Source organism: Pseudoteredinibacter isoporae (assembly GCF_011602085.1).
GTDB lineage: Bacteria > Pseudomonadota > Gammaproteobacteria > Pseudomonadales > Cellvibrionaceae > Pseudoteredinibacter > Pseudoteredinibacter isoporae.
Window position 1 is genome coordinate 982,198 of sequence record NZ_JAAONY010000002.1, and the last position, 21,465, is coordinate 1,003,662.

Annotated in this window: 22 protein-coding genes; 4 read left to right on the forward strand and 18 right to left on the reverse strand. The window is 51.2% G+C overall.

Features of this window, described 5'->3' with window-relative positions:
* Nucleotides 1-62: 62 nt before the first annotated feature.
* A complete protein-coding gene (locus tag G8768_RS12815) occupies nt 63-431 on the forward strand; it encodes a MerR family transcriptional regulator (protein ID WP_166846184.1) in 369 nt (122 codons plus the stop codon).
* A gap of 66 nt (nt 432-497) precedes the next feature.
* Nucleotides 498-1,007 (forward strand): MerR family transcriptional regulator, encoded by a 510-nt coding sequence (locus tag G8768_RS12820; protein WP_166846181.1) that lies wholly within the window; start codon nt 498-500, stop codon nt 1,005-1,007.
* Nucleotides 1,008-1,162: 155 nt separating this feature from the next.
* Here G8768_RS12820 and G8768_RS12825 read toward each other — a convergent pair whose 3' ends face one another.
* From G8768_RS12825 to G8768_RS12835, 3 genes are all read right to left on the reverse strand, one after another.
* Complete coding sequence (locus G8768_RS12825) at nt 1,163-1,636, reverse strand: hypothetical protein (RefSeq protein ID WP_166846178.1); 474 nt, start codon at nt 1,634-1,636, stop codon at nt 1,163-1,165.
* Nucleotides 1,633-2,070, reverse strand: coding sequence for a hypothetical protein (locus G8768_RS21055; protein WP_243749496.1), 438 nt, complete (start codon nt 2,068-2,070; stop codon nt 1,633-1,635). Before G8768_RS21055 ends, G8768_RS12825 begins: the two co-directional genes overlap by 4 nt.
* Nucleotides 2,071-2,132: 62 nt before the next feature.
* Nucleotides 2,133-2,876, reverse strand: a complete 744-nt coding sequence (locus G8768_RS12835) for a sulfite exporter TauE/SafE family protein (RefSeq protein WP_166846175.1) — start codon at nt 2,874-2,876, stop codon at nt 2,133-2,135.
* Nucleotides 2,877-3,103: 227 nt separating this feature from the next.
* Between G8768_RS12835 and tauD the strand changes: the two genes are divergently transcribed.
* Nucleotides 3,104-3,931, forward strand: coding sequence for a taurine dioxygenase (tauD, locus tag G8768_RS12840; RefSeq protein ID WP_166846172.1), 828 nt, complete (start codon nt 3,104-3,106; stop codon nt 3,929-3,931).
* A gap of 92 nt (nt 3,932-4,023) precedes the next feature.
* Here the strand turns inward: tauD and G8768_RS12845 are convergent, their stop codons facing one another.
* Both G8768_RS12845 and G8768_RS12850 read right to left on the reverse strand, forming a co-directional pair.
* Nucleotides 4,024-4,740: a glutamine amidotransferase-related protein gene (locus tag G8768_RS12845; protein ID WP_166846169.1), complete on the reverse strand. Its 717-nt coding sequence runs from the start codon at nt 4,738-4,740 to the stop codon at nt 4,024-4,026.
* Nucleotides 4,741-4,769: 29 nt separating this feature from the next.
* A complete protein-coding gene (locus G8768_RS12850; protein WP_166846166.1) occupies nt 4,770-6,191 on the reverse strand; it encodes an aldehyde dehydrogenase family protein in 1,422 nt (473 codons plus the stop codon).
* A gap of 147 nt (nt 6,192-6,338) precedes the next feature.
* On the opposite strand from G8768_RS12850, the gene G8768_RS12855 reads away from it, so the two are divergent.
* Nucleotides 6,339-8,063 (forward strand): amidohydrolase, encoded by a 1,725-nt coding sequence (locus G8768_RS12855; RefSeq protein WP_166846163.1) that lies wholly within the window; start codon nt 6,339-6,341, stop codon nt 8,061-8,063.
* A gap of 63 nt (nt 8,064-8,126) precedes the next feature.
* Here G8768_RS12855 and rnhB read toward each other — a convergent pair whose 3' ends face one another.
* The 13 genes from rnhB to pyrH all read right to left on the reverse strand — a co-directional run bounded on the left by rnhB (nt 8,127) and on the right by pyrH (nt 21,324).
* Nucleotides 8,127-8,744 carry a ribonuclease HII gene (gene rnhB / locus G8768_RS12860; protein ID WP_166846160.1) on the reverse strand — a complete coding sequence of 206 codons (618 nt, stop codon included), beginning with the start codon at nt 8,742-8,744 and terminating at the stop codon, nt 8,127-8,129.
* Nucleotides 8,745-8,790: 46 nt separating this feature from the next.
* Nucleotides 8,791-9,942, reverse strand: a complete 1,152-nt coding sequence (gene lpxB / locus G8768_RS12865; RefSeq protein WP_166846157.1) for a lipid-A-disaccharide synthase — start codon at nt 9,940-9,942, stop codon at nt 8,791-8,793.
* Nucleotides 9,943-9,948: 6 nt separating this feature from the next.
* On the reverse strand, nt 9,949-10,734 hold the full coding sequence (lpxA, locus tag G8768_RS12870) for an acyl-ACP--UDP-N-acetylglucosamine O-acyltransferase (protein ID WP_166846154.1): 786 nt from the start codon (nt 10,732-10,734) through the stop codon (nt 9,949-9,951).
* A 28-nt stretch (nt 10,735-10,762) separates the two neighbouring features.
* A complete protein-coding gene (gene fabZ / locus G8768_RS12875) occupies nt 10,763-11,203 on the reverse strand; it encodes a 3-hydroxyacyl-ACP dehydratase FabZ (protein WP_166846152.1) in 441 nt (146 codons plus the stop codon).
* A 98-nt stretch (nt 11,204-11,301) separates the two neighbouring features.
* Nucleotides 11,302-12,351, reverse strand: coding sequence for a UDP-3-O-(3-hydroxymyristoyl)glucosamine N-acyltransferase (gene lpxD / locus G8768_RS12880; RefSeq protein ID WP_341801006.1), 1,050 nt, complete (start codon nt 12,349-12,351; stop codon nt 11,302-11,304).
* A 125-nt stretch (nt 12,352-12,476) separates the two neighbouring features.
* Nucleotides 12,477-12,980 carry an OmpH/Skp family outer membrane protein gene (locus G8768_RS12885; protein ID WP_243749564.1) on the reverse strand — a complete coding sequence of 168 codons (504 nt, stop codon included), beginning with the start codon at nt 12,978-12,980 and terminating at the stop codon, nt 12,477-12,479.
* 95 nt (nt 12,981-13,075) lie between these two features.
* Complete coding sequence (bamA, locus tag G8768_RS12890) at nt 13,076-15,685, reverse strand: outer membrane protein assembly factor BamA (protein WP_166846146.1); 2,610 nt, start codon at nt 15,683-15,685, stop codon at nt 13,076-13,078.
* A gap of 104 nt (nt 15,686-15,789) precedes the next feature.
* The gene (gene rseP, locus G8768_RS12895) at nt 15,790-17,148 is read right to left on the reverse strand and encodes an RIP metalloprotease RseP (protein ID WP_166846142.1); all 1,359 of its coding nucleotides are present in this window, start codon (nt 17,146-17,148) and stop codon (nt 15,790-15,792) included.
* Between the two features lie 62 nt (nt 17,149-17,210).
* Entirely contained in the window at nt 17,211-18,389 is a 1,179-nt protein-coding gene (ispC, locus tag G8768_RS12900; protein ID WP_166846138.1) for a 1-deoxy-D-xylulose-5-phosphate reductoisomerase, read from the reverse strand.
* Entirely contained in the window at nt 18,389-19,216 is an 828-nt protein-coding gene (locus tag G8768_RS12905) for a phosphatidate cytidylyltransferase (protein WP_166846135.1), read from the reverse strand. Before G8768_RS12905 ends, ispC begins: the two co-directional genes overlap by 1 nt.
* Before the next feature lie 62 nt (nt 19,217-19,278).
* Complete coding sequence (gene uppS, locus G8768_RS12910) at nt 19,279-20,022, reverse strand: polyprenyl diphosphate synthase (RefSeq protein ID WP_279545844.1); 744 nt, start codon at nt 20,020-20,022, stop codon at nt 19,279-19,281.
* A 14-nt stretch (nt 20,023-20,036) separates the two neighbouring features.
* Nucleotides 20,037-20,594, reverse strand: coding sequence for a ribosome recycling factor (gene frr / locus G8768_RS12915; RefSeq protein ID WP_166846130.1), 558 nt, complete (start codon nt 20,592-20,594; stop codon nt 20,037-20,039).
* Nucleotides 20,584-21,324, reverse strand: a complete 741-nt coding sequence (gene pyrH / locus G8768_RS12920) for a UMP kinase (protein ID WP_166846127.1) — start codon at nt 21,322-21,324, stop codon at nt 20,584-20,586. Before pyrH ends, frr begins: the two co-directional genes overlap by 11 nt.
* Nucleotides 21,325-21,465 lie beyond the last annotated feature (141 nt).

Sequence of the window (21,465 nt, forward strand, 5' to 3'; positions counted from 1 at the left end):
ACAGGGTTTCCATGCTAAGGTGTCGGGTATACCCGACAGTCAAGTTGAGAGAATGCAAAATAATGTTAATCGGTGAGTTGTGTAAGAAACTCGATATCAGCAAGCACACCATTCGCCACTATGAAGAACTCGGCCTGATCTACGCCGATGCCCGCAAAGCCGGCACGCGCAGCTATAAGAATTATCGCGCCGATACTGTAGAGCGACTGGAAATGATTGAGGAGGGAAAAGCCTTTGGCCTCAGCCTGAAGCAAATCAAACCCCTGCTCGACCTGTTTATGGAAAACAAACTCAGCGAATCCCAGTCCAAACAAATTGTTGTAGACCAGTTAGCCTCAGTAGAAAAGCAGATCGCCGGATTGGAGCAAATCAAAGCCAGACTCAAGACAAAACTGGCCACTTATGGCAACCCTTCCACCGAAAATTGCTAGACCCGCCTTGACCCGTCTATAGGTTCAGGCTTGAGACTCGTATCTCGATCAACAAGAGGTTCACCCATGCTGACCATTTCAAAACTCGCCAGACAAGCCGGCATTGCCCGCTCCAGCCTGCTCTATTATGAACGTATTGGTCTGCTGCAACCCAAATTGCGGGGTGACAATGGATATCGTTGGTATGGCCCCGAGGAAGTGACCCGCCTGGAAAGTATTATGGCATATCGTTCCTACGGTATTGCCATCGACAAGATTGGCGAACTTCTGGATCGAAACTCAAAAGCTCAAGCGGATATTTTGAAAGAACACTTTCAGCAACTGGATCTTGAAATCAAACAACTGAGGCAACAACAAAAAGCCATTATCGAGCTGTTGCATCTGGATCAGGAAGTGGAGAATGACATGGTGAACAAAGACACTTGGGTAGCAATTATGCGCGGTGCAGGATTAAGCGATGACGATATGACGCGCTGGCACCAAACCTTTGAAAAAATGGAGCCCGAAGAGCATCAGAAGTTTCTGGAATCTTTAGGTATTGAGCAGGATGAAATCGCACAAATCAGAAAACTGTAAATCAAGACAAAGAAGCCAAAGCAAAACCGCTTTGGCTTTTTAACACAGGTCTTATTACTGCTCTTCTTACTACTGCTCTTCTTACTACTGCTCTTCTTACTACTGCTCTTCTTACTACTGTTCTTCTTACTACTGTTCTTCTTACTTACCGGTTCTCACCGGCCCTTCTTGCTCAATTCCACATCGGCACGACTGCGGAGTTTGGGTTTGTCCCTCAGGGCCGCGAAGGGGTCTTCCGAGGCCTTATAGGCTTCGTCCCCCGGCTTGGGTGCCGGTGGAATCTCGGGCTTATCTTTTACTTTTTGGGTTTTGGGCTTTTGCTTTTCGCCTTTTAAGTGTTCCTTTTTTGAAGCTTGTGGGTTTTCTTTCCTATCGGCTGACTTGCGAAATGCCCTGAGGTGAAACAGGATAAACGCACTCAGGGCAGCCATTCCCAAACCCCATTTGATAAAAAATGAAACCGCCAGAAACTGGCGCTCACCGGTCGCCTCGGCATAGCTGATGTATTCGCCGTGAAAAAAACTGACCACAAACCAGAACAGAAGCAAGGCTGCCACACTGATAATGCTCGACTTATAGCGACGCCAAACCGTAGCGACAATCGCCAGGCGGACAAACTGTTTGATCACAGCCACCACCCCAATCCCAGAGAGGCGATCACGAACAACAGTCCCTTTTCCTTGATTTGATTTTTAATCTTGTCTTCTTCCTCGCGTACAACGATTTCGAGGGTTTCCAGGGGCAGATTTTCAGGTTGCTGGCCCGCTATCAAAATGCGGGTTCGGGCACGTTCAATCGCTTTGTCACGAATATTGGTTCGCAGCTTGGTTTTTACATTGCGAAAAGGACGTGTAATTTTATCCCCCAGTTTCTGGGTGAAGCTCGGGTTTTCAACCTCGGCTTCCAATATGGCTTCCAGCTCTTGATCGTCTTTGCTGGCGGGCAGATTCATCGCCGCATCGAACAATTGCTTGTCTCGTTCAAAACTCACGGAAACCGCTTCCGCCTCCAGAACCTCACCTTTGGGTTCATTGCTTTTGTCTTTGTCACGCTTCTTAAACAAATCAAACCTTCCTGTCGTTTAGCGGATCTAATAGTCGCCATTACTATTCGCAGAATGACGTCCTATGCACCGAGCCCCAGCCATTGTCCCATATAGTAAATGGCCAGAAGCAATAAAAACACGCCCATAATGCGCTTGAACCAGACATCGCTGATGCGGTTTAGCAGGCGTAAACCAATAGCGCTGCCGATAACGGTAGCAACGCAGCAAATAACAATTGGCCAGAGCAAGCCGGGAATCAATACATCCTGGCGCCACATCTCTTCTACTCGCACCAAACTGCCGACGAGCAACAGCAGTTGCAAACTGGCAACCTTTTCCAGGCGCTCCAGCCCCTGGGATTGCACATACACCACCAGGGGCGGCCCGCCGGTATTGTAGGCGCCGGCAAACAAACCCGAGATCAAGCCCATCGGAACACCGATTAAGGTGTTAGAGGGGCGCTTGTCGGGCTGTGCAGGATAAAACTGTTGTTGCAGAGCCCATAAAATCAACAAACCCAAAAACAGGTTAAACCAGTCGCTGCTGATCTTTTGTAAAAACAACACCCCGAAAGGCGTTGCAATAATGACCGATATTAAAATGGGCTTCAGGCGTTGCCAGTTTATATGACGGTGCAAGTTCAGCAAAAGTTTGCCATTGAGCACCACGGACACAAAGGCCGAGACCATACTGGCCATTTTGACGTCGACCAGCAGCCCCGCCAAAGCCAGAAACACAATTCCGAAGCCAAAACCGACCGTACTCTGCACGACTCCGGCCATCAAGGCGACGCTCGCCAACCACACAATGGCTTCAATCGCCATGCCCACTCCTCAATTTTTGCCCATATCGACCAAAATATCGACACTTTTACACTTTTTCTGCTGGAATCAGCTTGCCTATAGTAACAAGCCCTGTTTGAAAGCGTACCAGGCCCAATTGGATAGCCACAGAGTACCCCGGGAGAGAAAAACAATCGCTGAACGCTCCAGAAGAAAAAGCGGGGCAAACACAAAGCGATAGCACCCTAAATAGCAATGAGGTACACACCATGATCAGCGCACAGCCTTTAGCCGCTGCCCTTGGAGCGGAAATTACCGGCATCGACCTGAACCAACCATTAAACGAAAACACCTTGCAGACACTCAATGAACTGCTGGTCAAACATCAGGTGATTTTCTTTCGCGATCAGAACATAGCCCCCGCACAACATAAGGCTCTGGCTGAAGCCTTTGGCCCGCTCCAGAGCCACCCCGCCTATGGCACCGTGCCGGATTACCCGGAAATTACCATCCTGGAAAGTACTCCGGAAAAACCCACAAAAATTGAGGAATGGCATACGGATATGACTTTTCGCAAAACACCACCGCTGGGCAGTATTTTGCGCTCCCGCATCGTACCCGATTGTGGTGGCGATACACTCTGGGCCAGCCTGGGCGCTGCCTACGATGGGCTGTCAGATAAAATGCAAAGCTTTCTGTCCGGTTTGAGTGCAGTGCATGATTTTGCCCACGGATTTCGTCACAGCCTGGCGGAAGATGGTGGCCGTGAACGGCTCGCCAAAGCGCTCGCGGAAAATCCACCTGTTGAACATCCAGTCATTCGCAGTCACCCGGAAAACGGACGCAAAATGATTTACGTCAATCGTTTGTTTACCACGCGCATTGTGGGTATGAAAGACACCGAGAGCCAGGCCTTGCTGGAATTTCTATATCAACACTGCGTACAGGATGAATACACCTGCCGTTTTCGCTGGGAGGAAAACTCCATCGCTTTTTGGGATAACCGCAGCACTTTGCACAAACCGATCAATGATTACTTTCCAGCTCATCGCCGTATGGAAAGAATCACCATTGATGGTGATCGACCCTCACACTAGCCAGCTGAGTGTCTACAACTCAAAAGATCGAAGTGAGAACCGGAAAGAGAAAAAGAGGAAAATGAATAAGGAGGGCATCGCCCTCCTGAAGATTAAGCGCGGAAGAACTGGATCATCCAATTCGTGACACGGTTAAAGCTGACATCATCGCTCAGGGAGGCCAGGGCTTTTTCAACGTTATCGTCACCAAACACTTCACGGCGCAGCTTCAACAACGATTCGGAGTAATTCTTGGTGAATTCCGGGTGGGCCTGAAAACTGAGAATATGATCATCCACTTTAACCATGGCATTCGGGCAAAAATCGCTGCTCGCCAACACTTCCGCACCGGGAATGTTTTCAACCACCTGGTCCTGATGGGAAACCAACATGGAGAAATCCTCACCAGCCTGACCATAGTCAGCCGCCGCATCACTCAGTTGATAATGGTGCACGCCCAAACCCCAGCCCTGTTCCGCTTTAACGGTTTTTCCGCCTAAAGCCTGAGCCAATAATTGGTGGCCAAAACAAACACCCAGCATTTTTTTCTTGGCCGCATGCGCCTTGCGCAAAAAGGCTTCGGTATCGGCAATCCACGGCAAAGGCTCATACACAGAGGTTTTACTGCCCGTAATCAAATAAGCATCAACCTCATCCACAGACGCAGGCAAATCGCCGCGCTGAACTTCGTAGGTTTTAAACTCAAGATCACCATCAAATTCACCCAACAAGCGGGCAAACATTTCCGGGTATTCACCGAACTCGTCAACCAGTTGTGGACGAACATCGTCGGTTTTCAAAATACCAATTGTTAGCGTGTTATCAGACATAGTTTTACCATCAATACCTCAAAAATTGCTTAGTCCAAGCGCAAATGAAAAGACTTCGCCTGGGTAAGCTGGGCGTAGCCCAATGAAGATAGGCTAACACCACGTCCTGTTTGTTTTACTCCAGTCCAGGCCAAGGCCGGGTCCAGATAATCACAGCGATTCATAAACACTGTGCCGGTTTGAATCTGCTGTCCAATAAGCTGGGCAGCGTCCTTGTCACGAGTCCAGATGGAAGCACTCAAACCGTAGTCGCTATCGTTCATCAATTCGATAGCCTGTTCATCGCTGCTCACCGGCATAATGCCCACCACCGGCCCAAAGCTTTCTTCGCTCATGACCGACATGCTGTGATTCACATCCGTCAGAACCTGTGGGGCCAGGTAGGCACCTTCACCATCATCCAGTGGATACTCACTTCCGTCGATCCAGGCCTTCGCGCCCTGTTCCACGGCTTGTTGAATCTGTTCTCGTACCCAGTTGGCGGCTGCGGGGCGAACTAGCGGCCCCAGACTTGTTTCAAGCTCGATGGGGCTACCCAACTTGAGCTGTGAGACCTCCTGAACAAAACGCTCGCAGAAGCGCTCATAATACGTCTCAGCCACGTATATTCGTTCAATGCCACAGCAAGACTGACCCGAGTTAAAAAATGCACCATCGGCCAGGGCGACAGCCGCTTCTTCGAGCTGTTCGGCAGTCAGATCGGCTCGTACATAGGCCGGATCTTTGCCACCCAATTCCAACCCAAGTCCGAGAAACTGACCGGCGGCCGAACGTTCAAATTCAGCCCCCGCTTGCACCGAGCCCGTAAAGCTCGCGAAATCCACCAGGCCTTCGCTCAGCAATCGGCTGCTCTGCTCGTGACGCAGATGCACACACTGCAACAAACCTTTGGGCAAGCCCGCCTGGGCGCAAGCGCGTTGAAAATGCTCACCCGCCAATGGCGTTTGAGCCGAAGGCTTAAGCAAAACCCCATTTCCTGCCGCCAGTGCAGGAATCACGGAGTTTACCGTAGTGAGTAAAGGATAGTTCCAAGGGGCCACCGTAAGCACTAACCCAACTGGGGTAAGTTCGATGTAATGATCAATACCCTGCTCCGAGGCAGAGTTGAGAGCCGAGTCGTTGGATGGCTGAACATTGGCGAGCGCTTCCGGCGCGATGGCCAACATATGGCGGCCACGTTCCAACACACCGTTTATTTCCCCTTCGGCATAGCGGCTTGGACGCCCCATCTGCCAGGTAATTTGTTCAGCGATCAAGCTGCGATGTTCATCAAAGTAGTCGAGCACTTTGTCCAGCAAGCCCAGGCGTTGTTCCAGAGGCATGGATTGCCAGTCTTGCTGGGCCGCGCGCGCGTTTCTGACAGCGGCAATCAGTTCTTCGTCACTGCAATAGCTGCGTTGCACATACTGCTTCCCGTCGACCGGGGAATAACATCGCAATTGATCTGGCATAACTCATCCTTCCGTAATACAGCCCGCGGGCTCAAACAGGCCCCAGACATAAGGCCGATGAATGTTTTGCTATACGACTTATTATTTAGCCAAGCGAATTGGCTTCGGATATAGTAGCAACAAAATACCAATAAAAAATGACAGCATATGGCAACTTCCCCCCTGATTTCGACGCGTTCAAAAATTCTACTCACTCTGCTTTTAGCGGCTATCGCCTGGTGGTATCTGAGCAAACCCGACCAGTCCCTGCGACTGATCAGCGCCCAAAGCATTATTACTATGGACAGCAAGCAACCGAGGGTCGAAGCGGTCGCTATTGAAAACGGTAAAGTTGTGGCTTTGGGAACGTTGGAAAACTTGCAGCAACGCTGGCCAACAGCCAAACATGAGCATTTCGACAACAAGGTACTGACACCGGGTTTTATTGAGAACCACCTGCACCCGGCGATGGCGGCTCTGTTGTTACCCTTTCATTGGATCACACCTTTCGAGTGGCATTTACCCGGCAAGGAAGTCCCGGCAACTCAGGGCCGTGAACAATATCAGCAACGCTTGAAAGAGGCAGCCAAAGACGCCCCGGATGATGAATGGTTTATCAGCTGGGGTTATCACCATTACTTTCACGGCGAAATGTCTCGTCAGCTGCTCGACGAGTTAATTCCTGATCGCCCCGCATTGGTGTGGCATCGTTCCTTCCATGAAGTTTGGGTGAATTCCAAAGCGATGGATTTGGTCACGTTCACCGAAGAAGATTTAAAAGATCAGCATCAGGTAAATATCGAAGAAGGCCATTTCTACGAATCCGGATTGATGCTGGGTTTGAACAAGTTTCGCGATTACATCATCAAGGCCGGCCGTTTTATGGGCGGGCTGGAACAGGTTGTCGATGTAGTACATGCGGGTGGCATTACCACCATCGCCGATATGGCCAACGGCATGTTCGATCTGAACATGGAATGGTGGGCCTTCAAATGGGTTCTGGACGATAAGGATGTGGGGTTTCGCACCCGCTTAATTCCCATGGCAGATCGTGTAGGCCAGCAACCCGGTTCGGCAGAAGCTCTGGCCGAAAACGAAGCCCTGCTGCAAAAAGGCAATGACAAACTGAAGTTTGTTAAACAGACTAAATTGCTGGCTGACGGTGCGTTTTATTCCCAACTGATGCAAATGCGCGACCCGGGTTATCTCGATGGGCACCACGGCGAGTGGATTACCGAGCCCGAAAAACTGGAAGAACTGGCCAGCGCTTACTGGAACGCCGATTACCAGATTCATATTCACAGCAATGGTGATTTGGGTACCGAGGTGGTGCTGGATATGATCGAGCGCCTAAATCACAAATACCCGCGTATTGATCACCGCACCACCCTGCACCATCTGGGTTATATCGGCCCAGATCAGGCTGAGCGCATTGCCGAGCTGGGTGTGATTGTTTCCGCCAACCCTTACTACCTGCACACACTGGGGGAAACCTATTCTGAAATGGGTTTGGGGCCAGAACGCGCCCATTACATTTTCCGCGCCCGGGACCTGCTTGATGCCGGCGTGAAAGTCTCTCTGCATTCTGATTTCAGTATGGCTCCGGCACAGCCTCTAAGACTCGCCTGGGTGGCCGTCAATCGCGAAGGGGCCGGTGGATTGCAAATGGCCAACGAGCAGTCGATGACCGTTCACGAGGCCATGAAGGCCATCACCATTGATGCGGCCCACGCTATTCAAATGGAATCGGAAATTGGCAGCATTGAAGTGGGTAAATCTGCGGACTTTACCGTACTTGAGCAAGATCCCTATCAAATCGAACCAGAAAAACTGAAAGACATTCCGATCTGGGGAACCATCTTTGAAGGGCAAACCTTTCCGCTGTCAAAGTAGTATCCGAAGCGCAAGCATGTGGCATGATTCGCAACCGACACGGAAAAAAGATTACCGGGATACCTAGAACAGCTCGATCTGTTCCAGCTTTGCTTTAATTGGCGCGTAGGAGCGGCGATGAATTGGGCAAACGCCCAAACGCTCCACCGCCTCCATATGCACCTTGGTTGGGTAGCCTTTGTGGCCAGCAAAACCGTAACCCGGGTATTCCTTATCGAAGGCTTCCATTTCACGATCGCGAGTCACCTTGGCAAGAATGGAAGCGGCCCCGATACAGGCAACACGCCCATCCCCTTTCACCACCGCTTCAGCGCGATAATGCCACTTGGGAATTTTATTGCCGTCCACCAGAACATGCTCAGGTTGAACGTCGAGAGCTTCGACCGCACGCTTCATGGCCAGTAAACTCGCCTGCAGGATATTGATGTCATCAATCTCAGCAACACTCGCGCGGGCGATTGCCCAGCTCAGAGCTTTTTCCTGAATTTCGTCAAACAGGGCGTTGCGCTTTTTTTCAGTCAGTTTTTTGGAATCGTTTAAACCATCAATGGGATTTTCCGGGTCTAGAATAACGGCTGCTGTTACCACATCGCCTGCCAGCGGGCCACGCCCCACTTCGTCTACCCCGGCAACAAGGTGGCCTTGGTATTCACTGACAAAAGGACCGAGATCTATACTCATGTTTTGGACTCTTTGGGACTGAATGAATTAAAAGTGTGAGGCCGCTTTACTCTCGGGCAGCCAGCATTTTATCGATGGCTTCGCTGGCCAGCAGACCGGCGTCCTGGCGCAGCTGATGGTGAATATCGTAAAAACGCTTCAACAGCTGTTCCTTTTTTTCGCCGTCTTGAACATTTTCCTCCAAAGCTTTGGCAAGATTTTCAGCGGTGCATTCCTCCTGCAAAATCTCGGGAACCAAAGCTTCTCCGGCCAGCAAATTGGGCAGGGAAATAAACGGGGTCTTAATCAATCGTCTCGTCAACCAGGCGCTGAACCAGTCTTTTTTGTAAGCCACCACCATTGGCTTCTTCAGCAACAAAGCTTCCAGGCTGGTTGTGCCCGAGGCCATCAAAACCCCATCGGCGGCACACATAATCTGCTTGGAGTTACCCAAGCGAATATCGATGGACAGCTCAGCATACTCTTCCTGTTTTTTCAGCTCCGTGAGAAGAGATTGGATTTGCTCAAGTCTGGCCTCATTGGCGGCAGGCATTAAAAAGCGCGTTGTTCTTTTTTTTGCATACTGCACAGCGGCGTCAAAAAACACAGGGGCCAGGTGTTTTACTTCGGCACTGCGGCTACCGGGCAGCAAGGCTACAATATGTTCATCGGGTGACGCGCCCAGTGCAGCCCGCGCGTTTTCCGTTTCCGGCTCCACCGGAAAATCATCAGCCAACGGATGCCCAACAAACTGCACCGGCATCTCGTGCTCATGATAAATTTTGGTTTCAAAGGGCAAGATCGTCAGCATTAAATCAACAGACTGCTTAATGCCGTGAATACGTCCCTGTCGCCAGGCCCAAACTGACGGGCTGACATAATGTACGGTTGGAATGTTTGCTGCTTTTAATGTCTTTTCAATGGGCAGATTGAAATCGGGGGAATCAATTCCGATAAAGACATCGGGCGGATTCGCCAGATAATGCTGACGAAGAAATTTTCGAATTCGCAGTAATTCTGGCAGTCGCTTCAGAGGTTCGATAAACCCCATGACCGCCAGACGGTCCTGGGGGAAAAAGGATTCAAAACCCAAGGCCAGCATTCGCTCACCGCCAATGCCGGAAAAGCTGGCTTCTGGGTAACGCTGTTGTAAAGCACGCATCAGGTCTGCGCCAAGGATATCGCCCGACATTTCCCCTACGACGATGGCAATATGCATGGGCGCCTAGCGAATAATTCCGCGAGTGGATTTTTGCAGGGATTCAATCAGGGCATCAATCTTGTCGCAGCTCTGTTTCAGAACATTGAGCTCTTCCAGGGCTTCATCCACGGTCAAACCACGGCGATACACAAGTTTGTAGGCCTTGTTCACAGCCGCAATTTCTTCCTTGCTGAAACCTCGGCGACGCAGGCCCTCGGCATTGATGCTGCGAGCACCCGCTGGGGCACCGGCCACCATGACATACGCCGGGACATCTTTACCAATGGCCGAACCCATTCCCGTAAAGCTGTGAGCACCGATACGACAGAATTGATGAACCAGGGTATAGCCGCCCAGAATTGCCCAATCGTCGACATGAACATGTCCAGCCAGGCTGGCATTATTGATCAGAATACAGTGATTGCCGACAACTGAATCGTGACCAATATGGGCATAGGCCATAATCAGATTGTCATTGCCGATGCGGGTTTCGCCGCGATCCTGAACGGTACCGCGATGAATCGTAACGCCTTCCCGAATGACATTGTTGTCGCCAATCACCAACGTTGTCGGCTCGCCCTGATATTTCATATCCGGGGTATCTTCACCGATGCTGGAAAACTGATAAATGCGATTGTTGCGACCGATTTTGGTGGGGCCTTTGATAATCACATGGGAATGAATCACCGTTCCGGCGTCAATACTTACACCGGGACCGACAATCGACCAGGGCCCAATTTCCACATCGTCCGCAATAACGGCGCTGGGATCGATAATGGCCCGGGGATCAATAAGGCTTGCTTCAGTCAAAAAACTCTCTCTCTATTTGTGCTGCCCGTTATTTTACGGGTCTATCTGCACACATTATAGAGGCAGAAGCTGCTAAAACGCCATCAACACTGGCTTTGCAATCGAACTTCCAGATGCCGCGTTTCTCGGAAACAATTTTGGCTTCCAGTTGCAAACGGTCGCCTGGTACCACTTGACGCTTAAAGCGCACTTTGTCGGCACCGGCAAACAGGTAAATAGAGCCATCTGCGGGGGTTTTATCCAAGGTTTTGAAACCCAAAATGCCAGCTGCCTGGGCCATGGCCTCAACGATCATCACGCCAGGGAAAATCGGCATCTGCGGGAAGTGGCCATTGAACACATCTTCGTTAATGGTGATGTTTTTGTAAGCCACAATATAATCACCCTCTACCAGCTCGGTAACCCGATCAACCAGTAAAAAAGGGTAGCGATGGGGTAGATACTTTCGTATCTCTTGGATTTCCATCATGTAATCACTTCCTAAGGTACTCAGCGTAAAAGCGGTGACAGCATCGGCTGTCGGTTTTGCATGCTCAGCGTATTGCCAAAGTATGACAGTTCGAGCGTTTATTTATCTTTGCCTAACTTCCTGACCGTGCTGGCCAGGCCATCAAGCTGGGAAAATCGTACCGCACTACGGCGCCATTTCTCCGTTGGCATCATCGGCGTTCCCGATGAATAGGAACCGGCCTTGTTGATGGATTTGGTTACCATGGTCATACCGGTCACATGAACCTTATCGGCCAATTCGATATGTCCAACCAAACCAACACCACCGGCCAGGGTGCAATGCTTGCCGATCACGGCGCTGCCGGAAATTCCAACGCAGGCGGCAATGGCACTGTGTTCGCCAATGCGCACATTATGCGCAATTTGCACCTGATTATCGATCTTTACGCCGTCGCAAATAACGGTATTGTCCAAAGCCCCACGATCAATCGTCGTAGATGCACCGATTTCCACATCATTACCGATCAACACACTGCCTAACTGATGAACTTTTAACCAATTCTCACCCGTATGCGCAAATCCAAAACCTTCTGAACCAATCACAGCGTTATTGTGAATTTCGACTCGATCACCAATGTGCACCGCCGCTTCGATACTGACATTGGAATGAATGCGGCAATCTTTTCCGATATGGACATCCTCGCCAATGAATACGCCAGCTTCCAAACGCGTATTCGCGGCAATTTCGGCACCGGCCTGCACCACACAATGGGGACCGATCCAGGCACTCTCGTCTACAGTGGCCGATTCACTCACAACGGCGGTCACGTGCACGCCCTGCTCCGCATTGGAATCGCGTTTGAATAAACGCGTCAGTACCGCAAAAGCAATATAAGGTTGAGCACAGACCAGTTTAGGGCCGCTGAAATGTTCGACTTCGTTGGGGTGCAGAATAACGGCTGATGCCCGGGTTTCAGCCAGATACTTACGATAGTTCGGGTTTGCGAGAAAACTCAGCTGAGCCGACTCAGCCGTTTGCAAGGTCGCCATCGAGGAAATCTCAACGCTGTGATCGGCATCTTGCAGTTCTACGCTCAAGGATTCCGGCAACACCGCCTGCAACTGCTCAAGCAGCATTTGCAGAGTGAAGGATTGATTGTTGGCCACAGGCTCCTCCCTTTCCACTTTTTGAAGGGCTGCACTTTAACAAATCCAGCCGCTGTTTACGAAAAAAGCCGCATTCAGCCTGAGCTGATGCAGCTTTTTTAAGGGGCCCAGAGGGCGAGAGTGGCTTATTTAGCCTTGTTCAGACGATCTGTAATCTGAGCAGTAATGTCGTAACCGGTATCGGCGTGAATCACCGCTTGCGGCTGCAATACCAAACCGTAACCGCCAGATTTGATGATGTCGTTCGTTACTGCACGAGCTTTTTCGATGTACTGGTTAATCAGCTTCTGAACAATTTCGTTCTGCTCTTGCTTAAGCTTTTGAGCAACCAACTGCATATCGGCACGCTTGTATTCGATGTCCTTGCGCTGCTTGGCCTGACGCTCATTGGACCAGGTCAAACCCTTGGTTTGCAGATCTTCAGCCAGTGCTTTCATTTCAGCGTTCAGAGACTCAGCCTGAGCTGTCAACTTGCTGTACTCAGGTGCAGCATTTAAGGCTTTCAGTTCTTTCTTGGCCGCTTCGGTGCTCAGAATGGCACGCTGCAAGTCGAGAACCGCAATCTTCCCTTGGGCCAGAGTCACGTTTGAAAATAATACGGCTGCGACAAAAGCCAAAGCAATCTTCATGTTTTTCACTATCTATCTCCAATGTTTAACCGTAATGGTTAATTAATGCAGCACGGCTGCTGTTGTTATTGACTGGCAAATGCGCAGCCGTGTGATTAAAACTGAGTACCCAGAGAGAACTGGAAGAATTCAGTTTCATCAAATTCATTTTCCCGAATCGGTTTGGCAATACTGAAAGTCAGCGGACCGAAACCGGAAATCCAGGTAACACCAATACCCACAGACGAACTCAGCTTGCTCAAATCAACATCAAAACAGTTCTGCTGAGTTGCGCCACAGTTAAGGTCGAAAACGTTACCGGCATCAATAAAGAACGCGGACTGCAGAGAACGCTGATCTTTAATAAACGGCAGAGGGAACAGAATCTCAGCACTACCTTCAATCAACACATTACCACCGAAGGGGTTGTTACGGGTGTTGTTGTTATTGTTCAACTGAGTTGTTGTTAACGTACCGTCTTCATTAGCAACGTATACGAGGTTGCTTACCTCATTGGTATTACGAATGCCGTCGCCATTGGTATCTGTCCAGGTCGCGTACTGAGTCTGGTAAACCTGGGCCGGAGTACTCTGTGGACCCAATGTATTACGCTTAAAGCCACGTACTGAACCAAAGCCACCCGCGTAGAAGTGCTGGAAGAACGGCAATTCAGTGGTGTCGCCGTAAGAATCAGCGTAACCCAGGCGAGTACGCAGACGCAGAGTCAGGCTGTTGGTCAACGGCTGGAAGTACTGCGCGGTGTAGTTCAACTTGTAGTATTCCAACTCACCGCCTGGCAGTGAAAACTCCAGCGAGAATCTCTGGGACACACCACGGTTGGCCAGACGACCACGGTTCAAGGTGGACTTTGCCCAATTCACCGACGCCGTCATCAGATTAAACTCGTCACCATTCTCATCGATAAAGCCTTTCGGCGACTGGGCATCCAGCAGTGCGGTTGCGTCCAGTAGTCGATCAGAGAAATCGTATTCAACCAGCGGTGCTGTGTTCAGGATTTCCGCAACGGCGGTTGCATCGGCATTGTTCAGATACTGATCCTGAGCATTGGTGATTCGACGCGGGCTGCCAATAATTTCCTGTACCGCGAATGGGCCGGTATTGATCGAGATGTTCTGATATCCCACATTAAAGCCGACACGCTCAATTTCGGAAATCGGATAACCGAAGTTAACGCTGGCGCCGAAGCTGTCGGTAGAGTAACTCGATACGTTCACTCGGGAGTAGTCACGTGACTGGTAGTAAACATTGAAACCGCGGCTTACACCGTCTGGAGTGAAATATGGGTCAGTGTAGTTAAAGCTGTAGGCCGTCTGGTAGCTACTGCGGCTGATGTTAAAGCCAACACGCTTACCCGTGCCCAACCAGTTGTCCTGCTGTACGTTTGCACCCAAAACCAGACCGGAACCCTGTGCGTAACCCACACTGGCGCCGACACTACCGGAAGGTTGCTCTTCAACGGTGTATTCCACATCAACCAGATCAGCTGAACCGGGAACTTCTTTGGTGTCAACTTTGACTTCCTTAAAGAAACCCAGACGTTCCAGACGAACTTTGGACTGTTCAATTTTCAGGGAAGACGCCGAGGCACCTTCCATCTGACGCATTTCACGACGCAGAACATTGTCTGCGGTGGTGGTATTGCCTCGGAAATTAATACGATTCACGTAAGCACGCTTTCCGGGATCAATAAAGAAGGTCACTTTAACTTTGCCGGTCTCTTCATCAACCTCCGGGATACCTTTAACTTCGGCGAAGGTGTAACCCTCATTACCCAGACGCTTGGTCATGTATTCTTCTGTAGTGGTCATCAGAACCTGGGAGAATTTCTGGCCTTCGCGCATCAACAGCAGCAAACGCATTTCTTCTTCCGGCAGAATCGGATCACCGGCCAGCTCAACATCGCTGACCTCGTAAACATCACCTTCATTCACGTTGACGGTAATAAATACCGCTTCTTTGTTCGGGCTCAAACTTACCTGAGTGGAATCGATCTCAAACTTCAGGTAACCGCGATCCAGATAGTGGCTTTCCAATCGCTCGATATCGCCGGACAGCTTTTCTTTGGCATAGCGGTCATCACTGGTGATCCAGGAAAACCAGCCCGTGGTTTTCAATTCAAACAGATCGATCAGTTCTTCATCATCAAAGGCGGTGTTGCCCACAATGTTGATATGCTTAATAGAAGCGACGTCACCTTCATCAACGTCGATTTGAAGCTTGACCTGATTACGTGGCAGATCCACAACCGTAGCTTCAACATCGGCGCTGTAGCGACCCTGAGCCACATACTGGCGTCGCAGCTCCTGGGTCAGACCTTCCAGGGTTGCACGCTTGAAAATTTGCCCTTCGGCCAGACCATTGTCGTTCAGGCCCTTCATCAGGTCTTCGGTTTTAATGGCCTTGTTACCTTCGATAGCGATCTCGCTGATCGCCGGACGCTCAATAACGGTCACAACCAGTACATTGCCGTCGCGGCCCATTTGAATGTCTTCGAAGTAACCTGTTTTAAACAGCTCTCGAGTGGCATTTTGGATAGCCAGACCATCAAGTTCTTCGCCAATCTGAACCGGTAAAGAAGCGAACACAGTACCCGCAGAAACACGCTGCAAGCCTTCCAGGCGAATATCATTTACCCGAAATGCCTGGGCAAAGGCCAGAGCAGGTAATAAAGTCAAAATGAGGAAAAGGTCTCTGATACGCTTCATATTATGCTTAATCATTAATTAGTGTTGAGCCAAGCTCTTGTTATAAAAACCGTGCCTGCCCGGGTTCGGGGCAGCGGGTCGTTTGTACTCGTCGATTTGCGGCTTTAGAACAGCCTCACCACATCGTTATAGAGCGCTACGGCCATAATGCCGAGCACCATCACCATACCGATCTGGTAACCCCACAACTGCACCCGCTCCGGCAAAGGACTCCCCTTCACCAACTCGATGACGTAGTAGAGCAGATGGCCACCGTCCAGAACCGGAATCGGCAGCAGGTTCATAACCCCCAGAAACACACTAAGCAAAGCCAACAGACTAATATACTGCTGCCAGCCAGCCTTGGCCGAATCGCCCGCCACTTTAGCAATGGTCAGTGGCCCGCTCAAGTTTTTCGTGGATATTTGCCCGACAATCAACTTCTTCAAAGAGACAAGTACAAATTTGGATTGTTCCCAAGTTTCATCCACCGCGACCACAAAGGACTGCACAAAGCCATATTCGCGCTTAATAATCATTTCCTTGGGCCAAGGTTCTCTGGCGTTGACTGTACCAACTCGCCCAACTCTGCGCCCGTCTTCAAGAGTCACTTCATCTGGCGTGATATAACTTTCTAACAGCCTTCCATCGCGCTCATAACTTAAGCTAATAGCCTGATTTGCTCGCCCTTGGATATAGCTGACCCAGAATTCCCAATCGATGATTTTTTCCCCATCAACAGCTATAAGCTTGTCACCTTCTTTAAGCCCCGCTTTGGCAGCGGGACCTTCAGGCTGCACTCTATGTAACTCAAGCCGAGTTGGAGGGTAAAATAGAGTCATACCCAGCCCAGAGACAGGATGGGGATCTGCAGTTCCGCTTAGCCACTTATCAAGCTCTGCTACAGACTCATAGGTCAGATTGGATCCTGGGTACTGCACTCGAAAGTGAATCTCACCACTTTCCCCTAATCGACTCAATAACTGCTGGTATAACATCTTTCGCGTTGGAGTGGGCTGTCCATCAACGGCCAAGATACGCTGACCCGGCTCAAGTCCAGCTTCCGCTGCAATGCTACCAGGCTCAACCTTACCTACAACGGCGCTAAGCTCGTTGTGCCCCTGCAGGGTCAAAAACCAGTACAGCAACACGGCCAGAATAAAGTTCGCTAAAGGACCGGCCACAACTACGGCGATACGGCTCAGAACCGGTTTCTGGGTGAAAGCCAGGTGCTTTTCATGCTCGGCGACCTCACCTTCCCGCTCATCCAGCATTTTGACGTACCCGCCCAGTGGCAAGGCGGCGACCGCGAATTCGGTACCCTCTTTGTTGCGCCAGCTGTACAGCACCTTGCCAAAGCCCACTGAAAAGCGGAGCACTTTGATGCCACAACGTCGCGCCACGTAATAGTGGCCGAACTCGTGTATGGTCACCAGAACCCCGAGGGCCAGGATAAACCAGAAAATGGTTTGTATAAGACTCAAGTCATTCTCCTAACTACATCAGGCCACAAGGACCACTTTCAGGCCAACAATGTGCCGGGCGTTTAAGCAGTCGCTGAAATCAATTCATGGGCGATACGACGGGCTTCGGCATCAATCGCCAGAACCGTGTCGATATCCGAAGCGTCGATATTATCGTGCCTGGCCAGGGCATCGCCATTAATTCGAGCGATATCTGTAAAGGCGATTCGCTCCGCCAAGAAGGCCGCCACCGCTTCCTCATTCGCCGCATTCAAACAAGTAGCCGCGCTACCGCCCGCTTTACTGGCTTCAATGGCCAGAGCCAGACAGGGAAAACGCTTAACATCCGGGGCCGCAAAGCTCAGTTCACCCAGGCGGGTAAAATCCAGGCTTTCCACGCCGGATTCAATGCGTTCGGGCCAAGCCATGGCATGGGCAATCGGGGTCTTCATATCCGGCTGTCCAAGCTGGGCCAGTACCGAACCGTCGTTATACTGCACCATTGAGTGCACCACACTCTGGGGATGCAGAAGCACCTCTATCTGCTCAGCGGACGCAGAAAACAACCAGCGAGCCTCAATGTATTCCAGGCCCTTGTTCATCATGGTCGCCGAATCGACGGAGATTTTCTGGCCCATGGACCAGTTCGGGTGAGCGCAGGCTTGGGCCACCGTCACCTTGGGCAGATCTTCCAGAGCGGTTTCGCGAAATGGGCCGCCAGAACCGGTCAACAAAATCTTGCGAACCCCGGCCTCGCTCAAACTGCTGGCATTGGCCGGCAGACATTGGAATATGGCATTGTGCTCACTGTCGATGGGCAGCAAGAGGGCCTGGTGATCTTTGACCGCGTCCATAAACAGGTCGCCCGCCATCACCAGACTTTCCTTGTTCGCCAGCAGGACTTTGTTGCCCGCTTTTACCGCCGCCAGAGTCGGTAGCAGGCCCGCCGCCCCCACAATGGCCGCCATTACGGTGTCCGCCTCGGCAGATACCGCCTCCAGCGCTTGCGGGCCTTCCAATACTTCGGTGCACACCCCTTCACCCGCCAGAGCATCACGAAGATTACGAGCGGCATCAGAGTCGACCAGTACGGCATAGGCTGGCTTATGGATCAGTACCTGCTTGTGCAGAGCCTGCCAGCTTCGGTTGGCACAGAGGGCGTGAATGTGAAAACGGTCAGGATGGCGAGCAGCAACATCAAGGGTGCTCAGGCCAATGGAGCCTGTGGAGCCCAGAATGGTTAATCGCTCTTGTTTAGACATTACAGAGACCAGTCGCTCAGGCTCATCGCAAGGGCGAATACCGGTGCGGCAGCCGTCAGGCTATCCACTCGATCCAGAACACCACCATGACCCGGCAAGAGACGAGAGCTGTCTTTGATGCCGCGTTGGCGCTTGACCATGCTTTCCAGCAGATCACCCAGCACAGAAGCCAAACCAGCAGGAATAATAATCGCCAGGGTCGCCAGCATGGACACCTCAGCCAGAAGGGCGATGGCAACAGCCAGTAAGACACAGCTGAACATTCCGCCCCAGAAACCTTCCCAGGATTTGCCTGGGCTAACCGCAGGCGCCAATTTGTGCTTGCCCAAGGCCTTGCCCGAAAAGTAGGCGCCGATATCGGCACAGGCGACGATCAGAACCACAATAAGAATTAACCAGGCGCCAGAGCTCTGGGCGCGTAAATAGGAAAAAGCCAACCAGGTGGGAATCAGCACCGCCATCCCCATGATGGCTTTAAACCAACGGCTGCCCCACAACATGGCACTGCCCGGATAGGACTGTACCCACAGCAAAGCAATCGCCCACCACAGGCAGCCTGCCATCAAAATGGCTTTTGACACATCGGCATTGGTGCCGTCGAAGTTATGGGTAACATAGGCCGAAAGGGCCAAAACAGAAGCAATCAGGATAACGTAGGCGGTGCGTTGCCAAATTTTGGAAAGCCCGGAGAGGTTAGCCCACTCCCAGGCCGCAATCAGAACAACCGTCGCAATAAATGCGGAAAACAGGGGCAGCGGCAGCTTGAATAGAGCCGCCAGGAACACTACAGCGAGAATAATAGCTGTGATGACACGTTGTTTAAGCACTTGGCCCCCAATAGTTTTATCAACCCTTTCGCCGGGCGATTTTTATTATCCAGTTCCGTCGATCAGGCTTGTTCAGCCAAAATCTGTTCGGAGGTTTTACCAAAGCGACGCTGACGCCGGTAGAAATCACTCACCGCCGCATCAATCTGTTCCGGGCCGAAATCCGGCCACAAGCAATCGCTAAAATACAGTTCCGAGTATGAACATTGCCACAGCAGGAAATTACTGATCCGAACCTCTCCACCGGTTCGAATCAACAGATCCAGCTCGGGTAAATCTGCCAGACAGGTGTGCTTGTGCAAACTGTCTTCGTCCACCTCATCCGGGGAAATTTCACCGGCCTTTACTTGCTCAGCCAATTTTTGGCTGGCCTGCGCGATGTCCCAACGACCACCATAGTCGGCAGCAATAACCAGAGTTGCCTCACCCTCACTGGCAATGGATTCCGCTTCAGCGATGGCGTCCTGCAACTTGGGGCTGAAACGGTCGCGTCGTCCGATAACCCGCAAGGCCACATTTTCATCGCGCAGTTTGCGAGCCTCACGCCGGAGGTAGGAATAAAATAAACTCATCAGCGCCTCTACCTCTTTGGGCGGGCGGCGCCAGTTTTCGCTGCTGAAGGCAAACAAGGTCAGAACTTCAACCTTGTGCTCGCGACAGGCCTTGAGCACGGCACGAATTTTTTCTACGCCGGCTTTGTGGCCCGAGCCACCGCCCAGACCACGCTGTTTGGCCCAGCGATTGTTCCCATCCATGATGATGCCGATATGACGGGGCGACGTTTCCGGCGCAGTTTGCTCACTCAACAGCTTTAGCCCTATTAGATTTCCATCAAATCCGCTTCTTTCACTGACAGCGCCTTATCAACTTCGGCAACAAACTTGTCAGTGATTTTCTGGATTTCATCCTGGGCGCGACGATCATCGTCTTCAGTGATTTCTTTTTCTTTCAGCAGATCTTTCACGTCGGCATTGGCGTCGCGACGGATGTTACGAATGGAAATACGCGCATTCTCGGCTTCAGCGCGAGCTTGCTTGATGTAACCTTTACGGGTTTCTTCGGTCAGCGGCGGCATTGGCACGCGAATCAGCTCACCGGTAGTGACCGGGTTCAAACCCAGATCGGATTTCATAATGGCTTTTTCAATCTCTGGCACCATAGGCTTTTCCCAAGGGCTCACAGACAGAGTTCGAGCATCCAGTACAGAGACGTTGGCCACCTGATTCAGGGGGGTATCGGCACCATAGTAATTTACGCTGACCGAATCCAGAATGCTTGGGTGCGCACGGCCAGTACGGATTTTACCGAAGTTGTTGGCCAGGGCCTCAAGGCTTTTTTGCATGCGGCTTTCAGCATCCGCTTTAATATCATTGATCATTGTCTAAAGTCTCTTGAATTAAAGTACCTTCATTGCCACCGCGAACGATGCTTACCAACGCGCCGGCTTGATCCATACGGAATACTCGCACAGGCATATCGTGTTCGCGACACAGACAAATCGCAGTCAGATCCATAACCCCCAGCTTTTTCTCAAGGGCTTCATCATAGGTCAATTCGTCGTATTTGGTTGCGGTCGGGTCTTTCATTGGGTCTGCAGTGTATACGCCGTCCACCTTGGTCGCTTTCAATACCAACTCAGCTTCCACTTCGATACCACGTAAACACGCGGCAGAATCGGTTGTGAAGAACGGGTTACCGGTACCCGCGGAAAAGATTACCACTTCGCCGGCTTCCAAAAAGCGAATCGCCTTACGGCGATCATAGTGATCAACTACACCACTCATAGGAATAGCAGACATCACGCGGGAAGAAATGTTCGAACGCTCGAGGGCATCTCGCATGGCCAGGGCATTCATTACTGTCGCCAGCATCCCCATATGGTCGCCCGTGACGCGATCCAGACCCGCAGCATTCAAGGCCGCGCCTCGAAACAGGTTACCACCACCGATCACCAGGCCCACTTGTACACCGATGCCAACCAGCTGCCCAATCTCCAGGGCCATCTTATCCAGCACCTTGGGGTCGATACCAAAGCCCTCTTCTCCCATCAGCTCTTCGCCGCTGAGTTTAAGCAATATACGTTTGTATTTTTTGTCTTTGGTGGGCATGGAAGACTTCCTACATTAGCCGTGGTTTGGGAGCTTGCGCCCAGGATAGGCCGGTTTTAGACAGCCCATATCCTAAGCGGCTGAATTCTAACAAAAAAGGGGTGGAAGATGCGACTCCCACCCCTTTCTATTCGATGATTT

What these genes read in the sequence shown, in the direction of transcription:
- pyrH (WP_166846127.1), bottom strand. Translation starts at nt 21,324, where the DNA reads ATGCCCACCAAAGACAAAAAATACAAACGTATATTGCTTAAACTCAGC.
- G8768_RS12850 (WP_166846166.1), bottom strand. Translation starts at nt 6,191, where the DNA reads ATGCCAGATCAATTGCGATGTTATTCCCCGGTCGACGGGAAGCAGTAT.
- G8768_RS12855 (WP_166846163.1), top strand. Translation starts at nt 6,339, where the DNA reads ATGGCAACTTCCCCCCTGATTTCGACGCGTTCAAAAATTCTACTCACT.
- G8768_RS12885 (WP_243749564.1), bottom strand. Translation starts at nt 12,980, where the DNA reads ATGAAGATTGCTTTGGCTTTTGTCGCAGCCGTATTATTTTCAAACGTG.
- G8768_RS12820 (WP_166846181.1), top strand. Translation starts at nt 498, where the DNA reads ATGCTGACCATTTCAAAACTCGCCAGACAAGCCGGCATTGCCCGCTCC.
- frr (WP_166846130.1), bottom strand. Translation starts at nt 20,594, where the DNA reads ATGATCAATGATATTAAAGCGGATGCTGAAAGCCGCATGCAAAAAAGC.
- G8768_RS12835 (WP_166846175.1), bottom strand. Translation starts at nt 2,876, where the DNA reads ATGGCGATTGAAGCCATTGTGTGGTTGGCGAGCGTCGCCTTGATGGCC.
- G8768_RS12815 (WP_166846184.1), top strand. Translation starts at nt 63, where the DNA reads ATGTTAATCGGTGAGTTGTGTAAGAAACTCGATATCAGCAAGCACACC.
- ispC (WP_166846138.1), bottom strand. Translation starts at nt 18,389, where the DNA reads ATGTCTAAACAAGAGCGATTAACCATTCTGGGCTCCACAGGCTCCATT.
- rnhB (WP_166846160.1), bottom strand. Translation starts at nt 8,744, where the DNA reads ATGAGTATAGATCTCGGTCCTTTTGTCAGTGAATACCAAGGCCACCTT.
- bamA (WP_166846146.1), bottom strand. Translation starts at nt 15,685, where the DNA reads ATGAAGCGTATCAGAGACCTTTTCCTCATTTTGACTTTATTACCTGCT.
- lpxB (WP_166846157.1), bottom strand. Translation starts at nt 9,942, where the DNA reads ATGCATATTGCCATCGTCGTAGGGGAAATGTCGGGCGATATCCTTGGC.
- fabZ (WP_166846152.1), bottom strand. Translation starts at nt 11,203, where the DNA reads ATGATGGAAATCCAAGAGATACGAAAGTATCTACCCCATCGCTACCCT.
- tauD (WP_166846172.1), top strand. Translation starts at nt 3,104, where the DNA reads ATGATCAGCGCACAGCCTTTAGCCGCTGCCCTTGGAGCGGAAATTACC.
- G8768_RS12845 (WP_166846169.1), bottom strand. Translation starts at nt 4,740, where the DNA reads ATGTCTGATAACACGCTAACAATTGGTATTTTGAAAACCGACGATGTT.